Genomic DNA, 16,687 nt, shown 5'->3' on the forward strand with positions numbered 1-16,687 from the left:
GGTTACGCCACCATGTCTCGGAGCGTGCGGCGCGGCCCCTGTCGGTGCAGCGACAGGAACGGGTTGCGGGTGAGCATCGCGTCGACGCCGCCCAGCCAGCGCGCTTCGAGGAGCGTGAGCACCGAGTCGGGGGTGCCGGCGGGAGAGCTGACCTCAGCGATTGCGGCCCGGTCGCGCCGGGACAGCAGGGCGAGCGAGCCGGGGGCGATGCGCTCGATCCGTGTGACGAGCTCGGCGAGCTCCGCGCGGTGCGCGGCGAGCCCCCCGGAGCCGTCGCGATCGTGCAGCCGCGCGAGCACGGCGTCGAAGAAGTGGAGTCGAAACACCTTGACGCCGAACACGCGGCGCTCGGAGCGGCGCAGTCCGCGGAACCAGGCCGACCCGGAAACTGCGTCGAGAAAGGCGAAGTCCGCCGCGAGCGACCGCGGGTTCGCCGTGACGCGGTCGACCGCGTCGTCGCCGAAGCGGTACGCGGGCCCGGAACGGTCGTAGGCGATGGCCGCGCCGCTGAACCAGAGCTCGGCGGACACGGCAAGGTCCTCGCCCGACAGGAGCTCGGGCGTGAACCGCAGGCGGGGGAAGCGCGCCCGCGAGATCAGCCCGACCGGCTCGCTGCGATACGCGAGGCGGTCCTTCACCGCGTGCAGCGCCCGCTCGCGGCCGGGGCGCGTGGGCGGGAGCGGATCGGCCGCGCCGCCGGTGCCCCGCTCGATGCGCGCGAGCACCGCGTCGGCGGCTGCGTCGTCCGCGAGCGCCAGCCACGAGTCGAGCGCGCCCGGGGCGAGCGTGTCGTCGGAGTCGAGAAACGCGAAGAACTGCGCCGTCGCGTGGTCGAGGCCGTGGTTGCGCGGCCCGGCCGGCGATGGGATCCCGTCGGCGAGTTCCAGGAGCTCCACGGCCGGGTGGCCCGCGAGCCGGCCGAGCGAGGCGCGGATCGATTCGGGGACGACGTTGTGGGCGACGACGAGCACGCGCACCGGCGCGACGGTCCCGTCGACCACGGATGCGACCGCCCGCTCGATCGGCCGGGCGGCCGTGTGCACGGGGACGATGACGTCGACGCGGGGAGGAGACTGCATGGCTCTGATCGTAGCGGGGCGGGGCGACTCGCCCGCGACGATGCCGCGGGCGCCGCAGACTCGGGTAATCTGAACAACGCCAAAATCCCTGATTGGACCCACGTGCACCCTGTAACGTCAGCGACGCTCGACGAACCGACGATCCGACTGAACTCGCTGACCGGGCTGCGCTGGTGGGCCGCGTTCCTGGTCTTTCTGTACCACATGCTCGTGTTCGCACCCCTGCCAGGCCCCGTCTCACGGCTCTTCGAGCAGGGGTACCTGGGTGTGACGTTCTTCTTCGTGCTCTCCGGCTTCGTGCTGACCTGGTCGATGCGGCCCGGGGTCTCGACCTCCACGTTCTACTGGCGCCGGTTCGCCAGGATCTGGCCCGCGCACATCGTCGCCCTGTTGTTCGCGATCCCAGTGTTCTACACGCTGGGGGCGGTTCAGGAGGGCAGCTTCCTGAAACCGTTCGACCTGGGCATCCTGCTGCTCTCAGTCGTGCTGCTGCAGGGCTGGTGGGCCAACCCCGCGATCCTGTTCTCCGGCAACCCGGCCGCGTGGACCCTCACCGTCGAGGCGCTCTTCTACGCGCTGCACCCGTGGCTCTCGCGGCTGCTGGTGCCGCTCGCGAAGCGGGGGGCGCTGATCGTCGCGCTCGCCGCGATCGCGTGGGCATTCGCATACCGCGCGGGCGTGGTGTTCTGGCCGGAGTCCTGGCTCGCCCACGTGCCCATGCCGATCACGCGCGTGCCGGAGTTCCTGCTCGGCATGGCGCTCGCCTGGGCCATGCGATCGGGCTGGCGGCCGTCCGTGCACCCGCTCGTCGGGATCGTCGCGCTCGGACTCGTGGTGGGCGCAATCGTCCTCTCCCCGGTCTTGCCCGGGCTCACTACGTTCGGCGCGTTCGGCAACGAGGTCTTCACCGTCGCGGTGGGGCTCGCGATCGTCGCGCTCGCGTCGCACGCGCTGCGCGGGCGGCGCTCGCTGTTCGAAGCGAGGTGGCAGGTGAAACTCGGCGAGTGGTCGTTCGCGTTCTACCTGGTGCACGCCACCGTGATCTACCTCGCGCTGCGCATCTTCGGGTTTCAGGACGCCAGCTGGCGCAACCTGCTCTGGTTCGGGCTCATCCTGGCGATCGACCTGGTGCTTGCCTGGGCGCTGCACGCCGGGATCGAGCGCCCGGTCGAGCGGCGCATGCGCAAGTGGAAGGACGCGCGCGACCGGCGCGCGGCCGAGGCCGCCCCGCGCCCAGCGTGACCCCGGCGCCGCGCCGCTACGCCGGGCGCGGCTCGATCCACGCGGCGATCAGCGCGGCCGCGCTCATCGCGCCGGAGTGCACGGCTGCCACGTACGCCGGCCCGGCCGCAGCGGCGGCGCGCGCGGCCGCGGGGTCGGCCACGAGGCCCGCGACGACCTCCCGCAGGGTGTCCGGCGTCGCCTCGACAATGGGGAGGTGCAAACCGGTGTCGCGCAGGATCCGTTCGCGCACCGATGGCAGCACGTGCCCCACCACGACGCGGCCGGCCGCCATCGCCTCGGACGCCGCGACCCCGTAGGAGCCGATCCGGAACTGGTCGAGCACGATATCGGCCGCGGCGAAGACGCCGGGCATCTCGGCTGCTGGGGTCGCGGTGATGAGCTCGTACTCGATCGCGCCAGACTCGATGAGCGGCGCGAGGGCCGGTTCGATCCGGTCGCTGCCCTTCTGCAGGGGGTTGCTCGACGCGTGGATCACGCGCGCGCGGCGGCCAGCGAGCACGGGGGCGGCGGTGGCGAAGCGGCCCGTGTCGACCACCACGGGGCACCAGGTGGCCCAGGGCAGGTCCGCCGCCAGGTCCGGGGTCGAGATGAAAGTGGGGCGGCGCAGCCGCTCAAGGAGCGCCAGGTTCACTCGGGCGTCCTCGCGCAGCACCGGGGTGCGCGGGTCTTCATCGTACGGTGACCACTGGGTGAGGCCCCGGTGTCGATCGGGGTCGCGCACGTCGGTGCCGTGCCCGATAAACGCGACGGAGACGCCCGCGGCCTCGAGCGCCGCGACCTCCGCCTCGAGGTCGCGGCCGAAGCGCTTGCCGAACAGCGGGCGCTCGGCTTCCACGAGCACGTGCGTGAACTGGCTCACGGCCGCCCACTCGCCGGCCGCCCACGCATCTGAGGCGTTGACCGCCGCGATCGGGACGAGGGTATCAGCCGGGAACGCGTAACCGCCGGGGAGATCGATCGCGGTGTTGCGCGCGCCGATCCGAGGGTCGGCCGCTTCGAGCGCCCGCGCCCAGAGAAACCCCTGACCCGCGTAGTTCGTGGGGGCGACGTAGACGCGGAGTTCGGCGTCGGGCACACTCGTGACCGGGGCGTCGCCGCCCGAGCCCATGAGCCGGGCGCTGAGCCGTCCAACGAGCCCGTCCGGGTTGCGGGCGGCCGACTCCATGAGGCGCTGCGCCCACTGCGGCATCCGAGAGCGGTGGGCCATGGCCCATCCGGCCAGGCGAGAGAACACGTTGCTCACGCGGCCCCCGCCCCCGCATCGCGCGCCCGCCGGCGCTTCCCGGCCGTCCCCACGGCGAGGATGCGCGCCGCCACACGCTCGGCGACCGCGCGCATCGAGTGGTGCGCGGCCGTCCACTCGGCCACGCGCTGCCGGTCGCCCGCGCTCAGGGGCGCATCCGCCGCGTCGCGCAGCGCCGCCGCGATTGCGGCGACGTCGTAGTCAACGGCGGTGCCGACCGGCACGTGCGTGGCGGCCTCGGCCATGAACGGCCCGGTGGGGCCCGGTCCCGCAAAGATGACCGGGCACCCGGCAGCGAGCGACGAATACGCCTTTGATGTGAACGCGTACTCGTAGCCGCCGCCCGGCTTCAGAGTCGCCAGGCTCGCGACCGCGCGCGAGAGTTGTGGGCTGAGCTCGGCAGCCGGCACCGGCTCCGCGAACTCGACCGCGTCGGCGATCCCGAGAGCCGCCGCCCGCGCCCGCATCTCCTCCTGCCCGGTGCCGTTGCCGATGAAGCGAAGCCGATAGCCGGGGTGGGTCTCAGCGAAGCTCGCGAACGCATCGATGAGGATCTCGGCGCCGTGCAGACCGGTGTAGGTGCCCGCGTAGATGAACAGCTTCTCCCGGGCCACGTCGCGGTACCCGAACACCGACGTGTCGGCTCCAAACCCGGTGACATCGATCGGGGTGGCCACCCCGAGCTGCCGCACCCGCTCCACGACGCCCTGCGAGATCGTCACCAGTTCGGCGGCACCTCGCATCGCAAAGCGTTCCATGCCGCGCAGCACGCGCACCACCAGCCCGGAGCTGGTCGCCTGGCCCGCGGCATCCGACCAGATATCCGCGGCGTCGTACACGTACGGGATCCCCCGCAGCCCGCACACCGCTCGGACCACCACGCCTGTCGTGGGCGGCGGCTCCACGAACACGACGCGCGGGCGGCGTGAGAACAGCAGCCGAAACGCCAACGGAATGTCAAAACTCATGTACTGGACGTAGCCGCGCACGTAGCCCTGTGCGTCTCGGAGCACCGGGAACGTCTTCACGGTCTCCCCGCGCGAGGCCTCGCCCTGGCCCGGCAGCGGCTTCGCGGTGAGCACCTCGACCTCGTGCCCGGCAGCGGTGAGGGCGTCGGCGACCGAGCCGAGATAGAACGATGCCGACGACGGCTCGGGTCGGTAGATGCGGCTCGCGATGACAACCCGCACGGCTACGCGTCCAGGAAGTAGCGCATGAGGGTGTCGCGCGAGTAGTCGCCGCTGTGCAGCCGCCGCACGAACTCCGGGCCCTGCGCGGCGATCGCGCGGTAGTGGTCGCGGCGCGCGGCGATGTCGCGGAGCGTCGCCTCGACGGTGTCAGGCGTGGTTTCGGGGATCGGCAGCGGCATGCCCGCGCGCTGCTCCACCTCGGCGCGCACCTGGTCGCTCACGTGCGCGAGCACGATCCGTCCGGACGCCATGGTCTCGCAGGCGGCCACGCCGTAGTCGGCGGCGCGGAACTGGTCGAGCACCACATCGGCGTCGGCAAACACTGCCGGCATCTGGTCGTTGGGGATCCCGCGCAGCTCGACGTACTCGATGAGCCCCTCGTCGTGCAGCCGCTGCGCGATCGGGGCGATGAGCGTGGTGCCCTTCGCGATCGGGTTCGTCGGCGCGTGCACCACCTTGAGCCGGTCGCGCGCGAGCAGCGGCTCGGAGTTCGCCCACTTCTCCGGGTCGATAATCACGCCGAGGAAGTGCGCGTCTGGCAGATCGAGCAGCAGTCCCGCCGTCGACACGAAAGTGGGGACGTTGAGGTCGGCGATCAGCTTCAGGTTCTTCGCCACGACGGTCTCGACGAGTGCCGGATCCACCCACTCGTCGGTGTGGAAGTACGACCACTTGTGCAGCTCCGCGTGGCGGGACGGCAACCGAACGTCGGTCCCGTGCCCCACGATTGCGATCTTGAGGCCGGCCGCCTGCAGCTGCGCGACCTGGCGGTACATGTCGCCGGAGAAGCGGCCGCCGAGGATCGGGAAGCACGCCTCAATGAGCACGTGCGTATACCGCGTCGCCAGCGTCTCGAACATCGCCCGCTGCCAGGCCCGGGAATGCTCAGCGGTGCGCCAGCTCACGGTGTAGTCGGCGTCGTACCCCAGCGGGTTGTTCGCCTCGTGCACGTAGTTGCGGGCCGAGACCCGACCGGTCTCCTCGACCGCGCGCGACCAGCGGAAGCCCTGCCCCGCGTAGTTGACGGGGCCCACGAGCAGCCGGATCGGCTTCTCCGGATCCGGAAGCGGCGGCGGCGGGACCCGCACGCCACGCAGCCGGTCGATGCCCGCAGCGATCGCGTCTTGCGCCGGCTTCGGGGCCAGGTTCCAGAGTCGTTCAGCTGCTGGGTGCACCGACGGGGTCCTTTCGATCAGCGGGGCGCCCCTCGGGGGCATCGAGCCAGTGGGCGCGCAGGGCCCGCGCGGCCATGCGGCCGTCGTGGACCTCGCGCACGAAGTCAACACCGCGTGCGGCGTGCGGGGCCAAATCTGTGAGGGCGGCGAGGCCGCGGAGCACGCGCTCGAGCGTCTCCGGGTCCGCCTCCACGAGCGGCAGCTCCAGGCCGCTCGCGGCGCGCACCGCGGCGCGCACCTGCTCGGACACCTGGCCCACGGCCAGGCACCCCGCGGCCATCGCTTCGCAGGCAGCCACCCCGTAGGATCCGGCGCGGAACTGATCCAGCATCACGTCGGCCCCGGCGAACACCGCGGGCATCTCCGCCGACGGTACGCCCTGGATCAGCCTGAACTCGATCAGGCCCTCCGCCTGCAGACGCTCGAGCACCGGCAGCACCAGGTCCGTTCCCTTGTACGCCGCCACCGACGGCGCGTGCACCACCCGCAGGGGAGCGCCGGCCTGCCGGGGCGCTCGCCCGGGCGCCGCCCAGCGGTCGAGATCCACCACCACCGGACACCACGCGGCGTGCGGCAGATCGAGCAGCAGGTCGGGGGTCGACACGAACGCCGGCCGGCCGCTCGCCGTGACGAGCTCAATGTTGCGCGCGGCGAGCGCCTCGGCGCGGGGCAGGTAGACCGCATCGTCGGCGTAGTACGAGAGGGGATTGCCAGCGATGTGCCGCGACGGCAGGCGGGCATCGGTGCCGTGCGCCAGGTAGGCGACGTTCACGCCGCGCGCGGTCAGCGCCGCCGCCTGCGCCGCCACCGAGCGGCCCAGGAGACGCCCGAACGGCGGCTCCTCCGCCTCGATCAGCACGTGCGTGGCGCTCGCCGCGGCCTCGAACTGGCGCCGCTGCCAGTCGGCGTCGTTGTGGTACGTGCCCACGGGCACGAGCAGATCGGCGTCGAACGAGAAGCCACCCGGCACCTCGATCGCCATGTTGCGCGCAGAGATCGTGGGGTCCGCGCGCTCAAGCGCCCGCGCCCAGGCGGTGCCCTGCCCGGAGTAGTTGACGGGCGCGATGAGCACGCGAGTGGGGGCATCTGCGAACTCGGTGGCCGCGACCGAGCCGCGCGGCGCCGGCCGACCGAGCCGGCGCGCGGCGAGACGCCCCAGCGGGCTCATGGGGGCGTCGGCGAGGCGATCGATGCCGCGGTTCACCCACGCGGGCAGGCTGTTGCGATTCACGGTGCGAGAAGACTCGCCGGGTTCGATGCTGCCATGCGTGCAATCCTAGCGCGGGGTCACTGGATCCCCCGGGCGCCCCGTAGCATGGGAAGGATTGTGTTTTCTTGTCAGACCCTGTGCCGGAGCACTCCGGCAGCGACCTGAACGGCAGACCCGCATGGCTTCCACGCCCACTGAGACCTACGACTACTCGCTGAAGTCATACGCTGACACCCTGCGTGCGTACCGCGACGCGGGCTACGCGGTGACCGGATTCGAGCGCTACCTGGCGGCGCCGCAGGAGAAGCACCTCGTGCTGCGGCACGACATCGACAACACGATCGAGCAGGCAATGCGCGTGGCCCGCGTTGACGCGGAGGCGGGCTGCACCTCGACGTTCTTCCTGCGCGTGCACGCGCGCGGCTACAACCTGCTCAGCCTGCAGTCGCTGCAGTTCGTCCAGGAGATGGAGGCGCTCGGGCACGAGGTGCAGCTGCACCTGGAGGGCGGGCTGAGCGACTGGCTCGGCGGCGACAACTGGGAGTGGGCGGAGCGGCAGCGCGCCGTGTTCGAGGCGGCCGTGGGGCGCCCGCTCGGCGGCTTCAGTTCGCACGAGCCCGCGCGCATGGGCGGGATGGAGTTCGCGAACGCGCTGCGCGAGCGGTGGAGCGACACGGTTGCCTACCACGCCTACGAGGAGCGGTTCATGATGCCCCACATGAAGTACCTGAGCGACTCGAGCGGTCGCTGGCGCGAGGGGCACTTCGGCATGTGGGTGGGCAAGGAGCCGCTCATGCAGGTGCTGACCCACCCGTTCTGGTGGTTCGAAAAGGTCCCGGCCGAAAACTACTAGGCCGCGCGCTCGCCGCCGGGCAGCGCAGCGCAGCGCGTCTGCGGAGCGTCCCGCGGGCCTGCCCGGGCCGCGCCGGGTTGCCCCGCCCGCGGCCCGGACGGCCGCGCTACTTCTTGTTGTCGCCGAGCCGCTTCGCCGGGTTGCCGACGCGCACCTCGTTCTCCGGGATCGACTTCAGCGCGACGGCGCCGATCCCGAGCAGCGAGTCCTTGCCGAGCGTGAGGCCCTGGATCACTGACGCGTTCGGCCCGATCCACACGTCGTCTTCGATGACCACGCTGCCGGAGATCTCCGCGCAGGCGGTGATGATCACGTTGCGGCCGATCCGGCAGTTGTGCGCGATGTGCACGTGGTCGTCGATCTTCGTGTAGTCGCCCACCACGGTGGGGGCGATGGTGCCCGAGCACACGGTCGTGAAGTTTCCCACCTCGCTGTGCGCGCCGAGCCGCACCGAGCCGATGTGCGGCACGTGGAAGTTGTTGCCGTTCGCGTCCTTCTCGATGCCGAAGCCCTCCTCGCCCACCACGGCCTGGCTCTTGACGAGGGCGTGGGCGCCGATCACCACGTTGCGGCCGACCACCACGTGGTCGCGGATCTCCGCGTGCGCCTCGATGATCGCGCCGGCGCGCACCACCGTGAACTCGCCGACGTGAGCCGTTTCGTGCACGCTCGCGGTTTCGTGGACCCTGGCGGTGGCGGCAATGCCGGGCTCGACCTGCGGCGCGAAGTGCCGCGCCACGGTCTGTCCAAACGCGGCGCGCGGGTTGGCGACCGGGACGAGCGCGCCGCGGCCGGGATCCGGCAGCTCGACGCCCTCTGGGGCGAGCACCACCGCTCCCACCGCGAGCGCCGCCGCCAGGGCGGCCGCGTACTTCTCGACATCGCCCACGAACGTGAGCGTGTCGGCGTTCGCGTCGACGAGCGGTGCGGGCACCGAGATTCGAAGGTCGGCGCCGAGCAGCTCCGCGGAGAACTCGTCGGCGAGGGCACGTGCGGTGAGTTCGATCATGTCCCCACTGTAGCCCCGCCCGACGCTGCCCGGGCGGGCGACCCCGTAGACTTGGTGAGTCCGTCTCGATGCCTCGGGAGCGGATCGCTGGACGCGCTGGAGGATATTCATGGCAAACCCAAACATCGTGCTCTTCGGGGCCGGAACGATGGGCCGCAACCACGCGCGCATCATCTCCGCGTCCGGGCGCGCCAACCTCGTGGGGATCGTCGACCCGTTCGAGCAGAACGGGCGCGCGGCCACCGACCTCTACGGCGGCGACTGGTTCCCCGCCGCGGAGGACGCGCTGAAGCACGCAGACGCCGTGGTGGTTGCCGCGTCGACCGAGTACCACTACGACATTGCGCGCGAGATCCTCGACGCCGGCCTCCCAGTGCTCATTGAGAAGCCGATCTGCCCCTCGCTTGAGCAGACCGAGGAGATCCTCGCGACCGCCGAGCAGCGCGGGGTCCCCGTGCAGTGCGGTTTCCTTGAGCGCTACAACGCCGGCGTGATCGCCGCGCAGTCACTCATCGAGGAGCCCGTCTACGTGCGCGCCGAGCGGCACTCGCCGTACTGGGCGCGCATCAAGACCGGGGTCGCCTGGGACATGCTCGTTCACGATGCCGACCTGGTCTCACGCCTCTTCGGCTCCGCCTCGCCCGAGTCGGTGAGCGCCGAGCTCGGCTACTTCCACCCGGAGTCGGTCGCCGGCGCCGAGGACGTCATCGACATGACGCTGCGGTTCCCCGGGAGCGGGATCGCGTCCGCGTCCGCCAGCCGGATCGGGCAGCGCAAGGTGCGCAAGCTCACCATCCAGTCGCTTGGCTCGATGGTCGAGGTCGATCTCCTGCTGCGCAGCGTCACGAAGTACCGCCACGCAAACATCGAGAGCACCGACGGTCGTGCCGGCTTCAAGCAGATGACCGAGATGGAGGTCCCCGAGGTCTCCGGGCTCGAGCCGCTCGCCGCCCAGTTCGAGCACTTCGTCGATCTGGTGCAGGGCACCGTCGACGCCGATGAGGAGCGCCGCAGCATCCTTCCCGCGCACCGCATTATCGCCGCAGCGCTCGCGTCGAGCTAGCGCGCGGGCGCGAAGCGCGCGGCTACTCGCGCACGAGCGTGGTGACACCGGCCTCGGCGTCGGTGAGGGTGAGCGTGTCTCCGTCGATCTCGGCGGTGACTGCCGTGGCGAGCGCCAGCGGGGCGGGGTCGTTGTCGCAGCCGATCAGCGTCATCGGCCCGCTGGTCACCACGAGCTTGCCCGCCTCGTCCACCTCGACGGTGCCCGCAACGCGGTTGCAGCCGTCCGACGAGGTCCAGGTGCCCGAGGGCTCGATCTCCACGTACGCCTCGTCATTTGTGGGGCGCTCTGAAACCCAGCGGCCCGTGAGCGCGGCGGCCGGCTCGGCTGCAGAATTCGTGGCGGAGCCGGAATCGACCGATCCGCCCGGCTCCTCAGAGGCGTCGGGAGTGTCGGCCTCGGTGCGCTGCTCAACGGCCGTGCTGTCCCAGACGGACGAGGTGAGCCCGTAGCCGGCGAAGACCCCGCCGAAGGCGAGGATGCCGGCGCAGAGAATACCGATGGTGTGGCGAGCGTTCGACATCTGCGACCTCCGTTGGTCCGGGCGACCAGCTCGCCGGCGTGTGGGAATAGCTTACGGGGTGAGGCGCCGCTCCACGAGGTCTACAAGCTCTGCCACGCGGAGACTGTCGCGTCGCAGCTCGTCGAGTTCGGCCTCGAGCCGGGTGATCCGCTCGCGCTCGGCCTCAAGCTCGGCGCGGATGCCGCGGGAGCGTGTGCCCCCGAGTCGACCGCGCAGCCGGGACAGGGCGCGCCGGGCTGGGTTCTGCGATTCGGTCATACGTGCCTCCGAGTCTCTGGGGTGGTGCTCTGGCGGGGTGTGGACGGAGCCGGGTCCCCGGCGAGGTGGACGCGCACGCCGACGGGCGACCGCGTCGGATCGCTCCCCGCTGCGGGCTCGAGCGGGACGAACTCGGCGCGGAGCCCGTAGTGCGCCGCCTCCGCGGCAAGCTCGCGCTCAGCTAAGTGCCAGCCGGTCGGGTCCTCGAACGTCACGTCCGGGGCGTGGTGCGCGTTGAACGTGAAGCGCGCGCTGCCTCCGCTGCGCAGCGCCATGCGCAGCAGCCGCCAGCCCTGCTCGCGCCCGCGGTGTCCCAGCTGCTCGAAGAGGTGGTTTGCCACGGCGTCAAACGCTCCAGCAACGCCGTTCGCGGTCGGTGCGGCGAGCGCGGTGAGGCGGTAGAGGTTCGCGTGTGCGAATGACACCGGGTTCGCTGCGTCGTCGTCGTCGTCGCTCGCGGCGCGTGCGCGCGCGAGCGCCATCTCAGAGAAATCGAGCCCGAGCGCGCGTCGGCCGGCTCCGGCGGCGGCGAGGCGCCGGGTCACGGCGCCGTCACCGCTGCCCAGGTCGACGAGGGTCGGCGCGGTGAATGCGGTGGCCTCCTCGACAAGCCACGCGGCGCCCGACTCCCACGCGCCCGCCGCGCGCCCGCCGCCGTTCGCCTCCCCGGCGAAGCGCTCGTCCCAGAACTCGCGGTGCAGGTTGAACGCGCCGAACCAGTTCTCGAAGCGCCGCCGCGTCTCCTCCGGGGTGTCAAGCACGTAGCCGGGGATGGGAGTGCGCCAGTTCGCATCGTAGTTGATGGTGAGCCAGGCCGCGGGATCCGCGGGTGCGGGCAAGCCGGTGCCGTCGATCTCGACCGTGCTGAACGGCAGGAGCTCGTCGCGGCGCAGCTCGCCGCGCACGTGGAACGGCTGGTTGATGAGCCCGTCTGCCGAAAAGAACGCGGCGAAGACGTCGATGTAGTGCAGGATCGCCCCGGCGTCGTCGCGGAACAGGAGCTGCATGTGCGTGGCGCTGTGTCGCCGGATTTCGTAGCCGGCCTCGGCGAGCTGCGCTCCGACGGCGAACGCCTCGACCGCCACGTCGACTGGAGAGCTGTGCGCTGAGAGGTAGGCGATGTCGGCGTCGTCGTCGTGCGGGAGCAGCTTCCCCGTGCGAACCCCGCCGAGCAGTGTGCCGCCCACGATGAACCCGGGGAGCCCGATCCGGTCGAGGAGCGCGATGAGCTCGTAGGTGCGGTCGAGGATCAGCCGCTGTGTTGCAGCGCCCATCGCCTCGAGCGCGACGCCGAGCCGGCCCCACTTGTTGATCACGAGCGGCGATCCGGACGCGTCGACCACGCTGGTGCGCACCGGCGCCGCGTCGAAGGCCACGGCCACCGCGCCGAGCTCCGCACCCGTGGCAGAGTCGTGCACGCTCACCCGGGTGCGCCCGGTGAGGTGCGGCCGCAGCGCGTCGGGCCAGGCGAACGCGTGCGGGGCGGTGCTCGGATCCTCGTCGCGGACGTCGATCGACCACACGCGTGCGCCGTCGAAACAGACGTCGATCGATGCGGTGCTCGGGGAGATCTCGGCTACGGTGAGGAGCTGCGTGGATGCGTCTAGATTCATAAGAAGAAGTGCCGTTCGGCGAATCAGGCCAGTCTAGCCTCGTATGATTGAGCCCATGGATCTTCTCGTCGTTGGATCAGGTTTCTTCGGGCTCACGATTGCCGAGCGCGCCGCGAGCGCTGGCAAGCGGGTGGTCGTGATCGACCGCCGCTCGCACATTGGCGGTAACGCCTACTCGGAGGCGGAGCCGGAGACCGGGATCGAGGTGCACCGCTACGGCGCGCACCTGTTCCACACCTCGAATGAGACCGTGTGGGAGTACGTGAACCGTTTCACGAGCTTCACGAGCTACGTGCACAAGGTGTACTCGAACTTCAAGGGCGAGGTCTACCCGCTCCCCATCAACCTCGGCACGATCAACCAGTTCTTCCGCTCGGCGTACGGGCCGGACGCGGCGCGCGCCCTGATCGCTGAGCAGGCGGGCGAGTTCGACACCAAGTCGGCGCAGAACCTCGAGGAGAAGGGGATCTCGCTCATCGGGCGGCCGCTCTACGAGGCGTTCATCCGTGACTACACGTCGAAGCAGTGGCAGACCCCCACCACGGAACTGCCCGCCGAGATCATCAGCCGCCTCCCCGTGCGGTACACGTACGACAATCGCTACTTCAACGATACGCACGAGGGCCTGCCCACCGAGGGGTACACCGCGTGGCTGGAGAAGATGGCGGACCACCCGAATATTGAGGTGCGGCTCAACACCGACTTCTTCGACGAGTCGCAGCCGCTGAACAAGCGCGCGATCGTGGGCACCGTCCCCGTGGTCTACACGGGCCCGGTCGACCGCTACTTCGACTACGCCGAGGGCGAGCTGAGCTGGCGCACGCTCGATTTCGAGCAGGAGGTGCTCCCCACGGGGGATTTCCAGGGCACGAGCGTGATGAACTACGCGGGGCCAGATGTGCCGTACACCCGCATCCACGAGTTCCGCCACTTCCACCCCGAGCGGGAGTACCCGACGGACAAGACGGTCATCATGCGCGAGTTCTCGCGCTTCGCGACCCGCGACGACGAGCCCTACTACCCGGTGAACACCCCCGAGGATCGCGAGCGGCTACTGAAGTACCGCGAGCTCACGGGCGGCGAGGACCGGGTGCTCTTCGGCGGCCGCCTGGGCACCTACCAGTACCTCGACATGCACATGGCGATCGGCTCGGCGCTGTCGATGTACTCGAACAAGCTGGAGGAGCTGCTCTAGCCTCCAACCGTGCGGCCCCGCGTGGGGCGAGCGCGTAGCGAACCGGCGATCCCGCACTGCGGGGTCGCCGGTTTTTCTTTGATGCATTGTAGTCTCATTGGAAATCAAAATCGAGGCTATAGTTTGGGCCCGAATCTCAATATGCTGAGCCACAATTCCCGCGCTGCTGCCCGGAGGTGTCTCGATGCGATCGTTCCCAAGGTCCACGGTGTGCGCCGCGCTGGCGGTTGCGCTGTTGCTGAGCCCGGACAGCGCGCTGGCCCTGGGCATGGCCCCCGACCGTGCGAGGGCCGCGGTGTCCGACGAGCTCGTCGGTGGCGAGGGGCTGGATCCGGGCCGGGGCGTTGCGGAAGATCCCGGCGCCGAGCCCGACACCGGCGCCGAGCCCGACACCTGGATCGACCCGGACACCGGATCGGGCTCGGACACCGGATCGGGCTCGGACACGACCCCGGACCCCGCGGGGGATGCCGACTCCGGGGCGCCCGAGAGCGCCGTTCCTGGCGCGCCGGGCCCGGGAGGCACCGCCGAGGTCGACGGTGAGGGCGACACCGCGGCTGGCGCACACGAGCACGCGTCTGATCAGCCCGCCCGGGCCACCGGCACGGCAGACGAAGCGGAGATCCCCGCCGAGCTTCCCGTGGCGGGCACCCTGATCGTGCTTGCCGACGAAGTCTCGCACACCGCTGCCGCGGCCGCCAGCATCGCCGAAACCGGCGATCCCGTCTCGGACACGACTGCTCTACAGACGGTGCCCGGGGTGACCATGGTCGCGACCGACGACGGGCCCGTGGTGGCAATTGATCCAGCACTCGTGGGGCCCGACGCCGAGACCGGGCAGCGGTTCGAGGGCGAGGCCGAACTGGGCGCTGACGCGCGGGCCGCCGTTGCCGAGGCAGTCGTCGAAGCGGAGGGCGCGCCGCTGAGCGATGCGGAGGCCCTCGCAGCCGCGGTTGCGGGGGCCTCCGAGGCCACCGGGGGACTGCCGATCACCGGTCTCATCATTCCGGGCATCCCCCCGAGCGGAACGTCCGCGGCGAAGTCACACGCCGCGGACGTTGTGTTTTATTCGGGCGGGGGGAGCCCGTCGGATGCGCAGCTCACCCAGCTCGTCACCGATGCCGGGAGCTACTGGCGGTCACAGACCGAGGGGAAGGTGAGCGGCTTCACGGTGGCGCTCAAAGCGCGGAGCAGCAAGTTCGCGGGAGACCGGAGCATGCGCTGCAGCTCGGGATCGCGCGACGCGCTCTGGAGCGACGCTGCAAGCCAGTTTGGCCGCACCGCCGCGAGCTACATCGGCTCGGGTCGGCACCTCATCGTGCTCGTCGACGACAACTGCGGCGCGCTTGCCAACAACGTCTCAGGGGTGGCGAGCTACGGCTCGCTGCACAGCGGGGGCCTGGTCTGGGTCGACCTGGGGAGCCGTCACGACGCCGGACTCCCGCTCTCCGCGGCGACCGGGGTGGTGGCCCACGAGATCGGACACAACCTCGGGATCGGTCACGGAGGCTCACGCGTGTGCACGGGCACCGCAACCGACTCGCGCGTGAGCGGTGGTAAGCCCGCAGCGCCGTGTCGGGACATCGTGTACGGCGATCCGTACAACGTGATGGGCATCGGGTCCTGGCTGGGAGGGCGGCGTCCGCCCGCCCTGCCTGTGGCGCAGAAGGAGGCGCTCGGGGTGCTCCCGAAGGCGGCGGTGCGCACCGTGACCGCCGCGGGAGGTCGCTCGCAGACGTTCACTCTCGCCGCCGGCGGCGCCACCAGCGGGGTGCGCGGGCTAAAGGTTGACGGCGGGGCCGGCGGCACGTTTCACGTCGAGTACCGCAGCATGTCCGGGCAAGACACGGGCCTCGCGCTACAGACGGGCCAGGTCTACGACACCAGCGCCGGGGGCGCGAAAGAGTTCTTCACTGCCGGCGGCGTGCGCGTGCTCCGCGGGGCGTCGGCCCGCAACACAAACGGCACCAATCGCTTCGAGAGCACCGTGATTTCAGCGCGGGACACGCAGCGGGGAAAAGCCGGGCTCTTCCAAAACGTGCGAGCCGGAAAGAGCGTGACGCCGTGGAACAGCACCGCCCGGATCACCGTGCTCTCCACGAGCTCCGGGAGTGCGCGGGTGCGAGTCGACTTCACCGCCTTTGGCGACGTTTCGTACCAGCATCGTTCGCTCACAGAAATCAACTGGGTGAAGTCCCGCGCGCTGGTCGCGGGGGTTGCGTCCGGGAACGGGGTCGCCGAGTACCGGCCAACGCGCACGCTGACGCGGGCGGAGCTCGCGGTCGCGCTGTTCAAACTGCGCGCGCCGAAGAACTACACCGCGCCGAAGACATCGCCGTACTCGGACGTGAAACCCGGGTCGAAGCACTTCCGCGAAATCAGCTGGATGCACGCGAGCGGCATTCAGAAGGGCGTCACGGGCTCGGGCAAGAAGCCTGCTTTTCGCCCGAGTGACCCGCTCACGCGCGAGGCGTTCGCGGTGTACCTCACCCGCTTCACCAAGCCGAAGTACACGCCGCCGAAGAAGACGCCGTTCGCCGACGTGGCCACGAAACGCGGCAGCTATCGGGCGATCTCATGGGTGCACGGAAAACGGTACCTCTCGGCGACGAAGCAGCCGCGTGGGCTCCCAAAGTTTGCCCCCACTGCCCACCTCACCCGGGAGCAGCTCGCGATTGCGCTCTACCGGGCCACGCGCTAGACGTCGGGGGGTGCGGAGCCCGCCCGCGCCCGCCCCGTGCCCTCTCGTGCCCGTGCCCGCCGTGCCCGTGCCCGCCGTGCCCGTGCCCGTGCCCGCCGTGCCCGTGCCCCTGCCCGCGACCTCGTCTCCCTCCCCGACGAGTGTGCGGCTTCGTCACGAGCGTGGGGGGGGGGGGGGGGGGGGGGCGGGCCCCCGCGGGGGGGGGGGGGGGGGGGGGGGGGGTTTGTGGGGGGGGGGGTCGGACCGGGCCCACCGGGTCGGATCCGCGCCACAGGGTCGGATCCGCGCCACCGGGCCGGACCCGGCCGACCGGGTCGGACCTGAGCCACC

General features: G+C 70.9%; 14 protein-coding genes. 5 read left to right on the forward strand and 9 right to left on the reverse strand.

Features of this window, described 5'->3' with window-relative positions; genetic code table 11:
- Positions 1 to 2: 2 nt before the first annotated feature.
- Positions 3 to 1,079: a glycosyltransferase family 2 protein gene (locus EV139_RS13280; protein WP_130454813.1), complete on the reverse strand. Its 1,077-nt coding sequence runs from the start codon at positions 1,077 to 1,079 to the stop codon at positions 3 to 5.
- A 102-nt stretch (positions 1,080 to 1,181) separates the two neighbouring features.
- Here EV139_RS13280 and EV139_RS13285 point away from each other — a divergent pair, with 102 nt between their 5' ends.
- Positions 1,182 to 2,321, forward strand: coding sequence for an acyltransferase family protein (locus tag EV139_RS13285; RefSeq protein ID WP_241989061.1), 1,140 nt, complete (start codon positions 1,182 to 1,184; stop codon positions 2,319 to 2,321).
- 16 nt (positions 2,322 to 2,337) lie between these two features.
- Here the strand turns inward: EV139_RS13285 and EV139_RS13290 are convergent, their stop codons facing one another.
- From EV139_RS13290 to EV139_RS13305, 4 genes are read right to left on the reverse strand one after another with little or no spacing between them, the layout of a single operon-like run.
- Positions 2,338 to 3,531 carry a glycosyltransferase family protein gene (locus EV139_RS13290; protein WP_130454814.1) on the reverse strand — a complete coding sequence of 398 codons (1,194 nt, stop codon included), beginning with the start codon at positions 3,529 to 3,531 and terminating at the stop codon, positions 2,338 to 2,340.
- A 32-nt stretch (positions 3,532 to 3,563) separates the two neighbouring features.
- Positions 3,564 to 4,757, reverse strand: a complete 1,194-nt coding sequence (locus tag EV139_RS13295) for a glycosyltransferase (protein ID WP_130454815.1) — start codon at positions 4,755 to 4,757, stop codon at positions 3,564 to 3,566.
- 2 nt (positions 4,758 to 4,759) lie between these two features.
- Positions 4,760 to 5,932 carry a glycosyltransferase gene (locus tag EV139_RS13300; RefSeq protein ID WP_130454816.1) on the reverse strand — a complete coding sequence of 391 codons (1,173 nt, stop codon included), beginning with the start codon at positions 5,930 to 5,932 and terminating at the stop codon, positions 4,760 to 4,762.
- A complete protein-coding gene (locus tag EV139_RS13305) occupies positions 5,916 to 7,163 on the reverse strand; it encodes a glycosyltransferase (RefSeq protein ID WP_130454817.1) in 1,248 nt (415 codons plus the stop codon). Before EV139_RS13305 ends, EV139_RS13300 begins: the two co-directional genes overlap by 17 nt.
- A gap of 157 nt (positions 7,164 to 7,320) precedes the next feature.
- Between EV139_RS13305 and EV139_RS13310 the strand changes: the two genes are divergently transcribed.
- Positions 7,321 to 7,995 (forward strand): GCN5 family acetyltransferase, encoded by a 675-nt coding sequence (locus EV139_RS13310; RefSeq protein ID WP_130454818.1) that lies wholly within the window; start codon positions 7,321 to 7,323, stop codon positions 7,993 to 7,995.
- Between the two features lie 106 nt (positions 7,996 to 8,101).
- On the opposite strand, the gene EV139_RS13315 is transcribed toward EV139_RS13310, so the two are convergent.
- Entirely contained in the window at positions 8,102 to 9,004 is a 903-nt protein-coding gene (locus tag EV139_RS13315; protein WP_130454819.1) for an LbetaH domain-containing protein, read from the reverse strand.
- Positions 9,005 to 9,113: 109 nt separating this feature from the next.
- On the opposite strand from EV139_RS13315, the gene EV139_RS13320 reads away from it, so the two are divergent.
- Positions 9,114 to 10,067, forward strand: a complete 954-nt coding sequence (locus EV139_RS13320; protein ID WP_130454820.1) for a Gfo/Idh/MocA family protein — start codon at positions 9,114 to 9,116, stop codon at positions 10,065 to 10,067.
- Between the two features lie 22 nt (positions 10,068 to 10,089).
- On the opposite strand, the gene EV139_RS13325 is transcribed toward EV139_RS13320, so the two are convergent.
- Genes EV139_RS13325 through EV139_RS16005 form a run of 3 tightly spaced genes read right to left on the reverse strand, consistent with a single transcriptional unit; the run spans position 10,090 to position 12,461 of the window.
- Positions 10,090 to 10,590, reverse strand: coding sequence for an META domain-containing protein (locus tag EV139_RS13325; protein ID WP_130454821.1), 501 nt, complete (start codon positions 10,588 to 10,590; stop codon positions 10,090 to 10,092).
- 51 nt (positions 10,591 to 10,641) lie between these two features.
- Positions 10,642 to 10,848: a DUF6752 domain-containing protein gene (locus EV139_RS13330; RefSeq protein ID WP_130454822.1), complete on the reverse strand. Its 207-nt coding sequence runs from the start codon at positions 10,846 to 10,848 to the stop codon at positions 10,642 to 10,644.
- Complete coding sequence (locus EV139_RS16005; RefSeq protein ID WP_198677574.1) at positions 10,845 to 12,461, reverse strand: methyltransferase domain-containing protein; 1,617 nt, start codon at positions 12,459 to 12,461, stop codon at positions 10,845 to 10,847. Before EV139_RS16005 ends, EV139_RS13330 begins: the two co-directional genes overlap by 4 nt.
- A 55-nt stretch (positions 12,462 to 12,516) precedes the next feature.
- Between EV139_RS16005 and glf the strand changes: the two genes are divergently transcribed.
- Both glf and EV139_RS13345 read left to right on the forward strand, forming a co-directional pair.
- The gene (glf, locus tag EV139_RS13340; protein WP_198677575.1) at positions 12,517 to 13,656 is read left to right on the forward strand and encodes a UDP-galactopyranose mutase; all 1,140 of its coding nucleotides are present in this window, start codon (positions 12,517 to 12,519) and stop codon (positions 13,654 to 13,656) included.
- Between the two features lie 184 nt (positions 13,657 to 13,840).
- Positions 13,841 to 16,357: an S-layer homology domain-containing protein gene (locus tag EV139_RS13345; RefSeq protein ID WP_130454823.1), complete on the forward strand. Its 2,517-nt coding sequence runs from the start codon at positions 13,841 to 13,843 to the stop codon at positions 16,355 to 16,357.
- Positions 16,358 to 16,687: the final 330 nt, after the last annotated feature.

The sequence above is a fragment of the Leucobacter luti genome, from assembly GCF_004217175.1.
Classification (GTDB): Bacteria; Actinomycetota; Actinomycetes; order Actinomycetales; family Microbacteriaceae; genus Leucobacter; species Leucobacter luti.

What these genes read in the sequence shown, in the direction of transcription:
- EV139_RS13280 (WP_130454813.1), bottom strand. Translation starts at nt 1,079, where the DNA reads ATGCAGTCTCCTCCCCGCGTCGACGTCATCGTCCCCGTGCACACGGCC.
- EV139_RS13290 (WP_130454814.1), bottom strand. Translation starts at nt 3,531, where the DNA reads ATGGCCCACCGCTCTCGGATGCCGCAGTGGGCGCAGCGCCTCATGGAG.
- EV139_RS13310 (WP_130454818.1), top strand. Translation starts at nt 7,321, where the DNA reads ATGGCTTCCACGCCCACTGAGACCTACGACTACTCGCTGAAGTCATAC.
- EV139_RS13315 (WP_130454819.1), bottom strand. Translation starts at nt 9,004, where the DNA reads ATGATCGAACTCACCGCACGTGCCCTCGCCGACGAGTTCTCCGCGGAG.
- EV139_RS13320 (WP_130454820.1), top strand. Translation starts at nt 9,114, where the DNA reads ATGGCAAACCCAAACATCGTGCTCTTCGGGGCCGGAACGATGGGCCGC.
- EV139_RS13325 (WP_130454821.1), bottom strand. Translation starts at nt 10,590, where the DNA reads ATGTCGAACGCTCGCCACACCATCGGTATTCTCTGCGCCGGCATCCTC.
- EV139_RS13330 (WP_130454822.1), bottom strand. Translation starts at nt 10,848, where the DNA reads ATGACCGAATCGCAGAACCCAGCCCGGCGCGCCCTGTCCCGGCTGCGC.
- EV139_RS16005 (WP_198677574.1), bottom strand. Translation starts at nt 12,461, where the DNA reads ATGAATCTAGACGCATCCACGCAGCTCCTCACCGTAGCCGAGATCTCC.
- glf (WP_198677575.1), top strand. Translation starts at nt 12,517, where the DNA reads ATGGATCTTCTCGTCGTTGGATCAGGTTTCTTCGGGCTCACGATTGCC.
- EV139_RS13345 (WP_130454823.1), top strand. Translation starts at nt 13,841, where the DNA reads ATGCGATCGTTCCCAAGGTCCACGGTGTGCGCCGCGCTGGCGGTTGCG.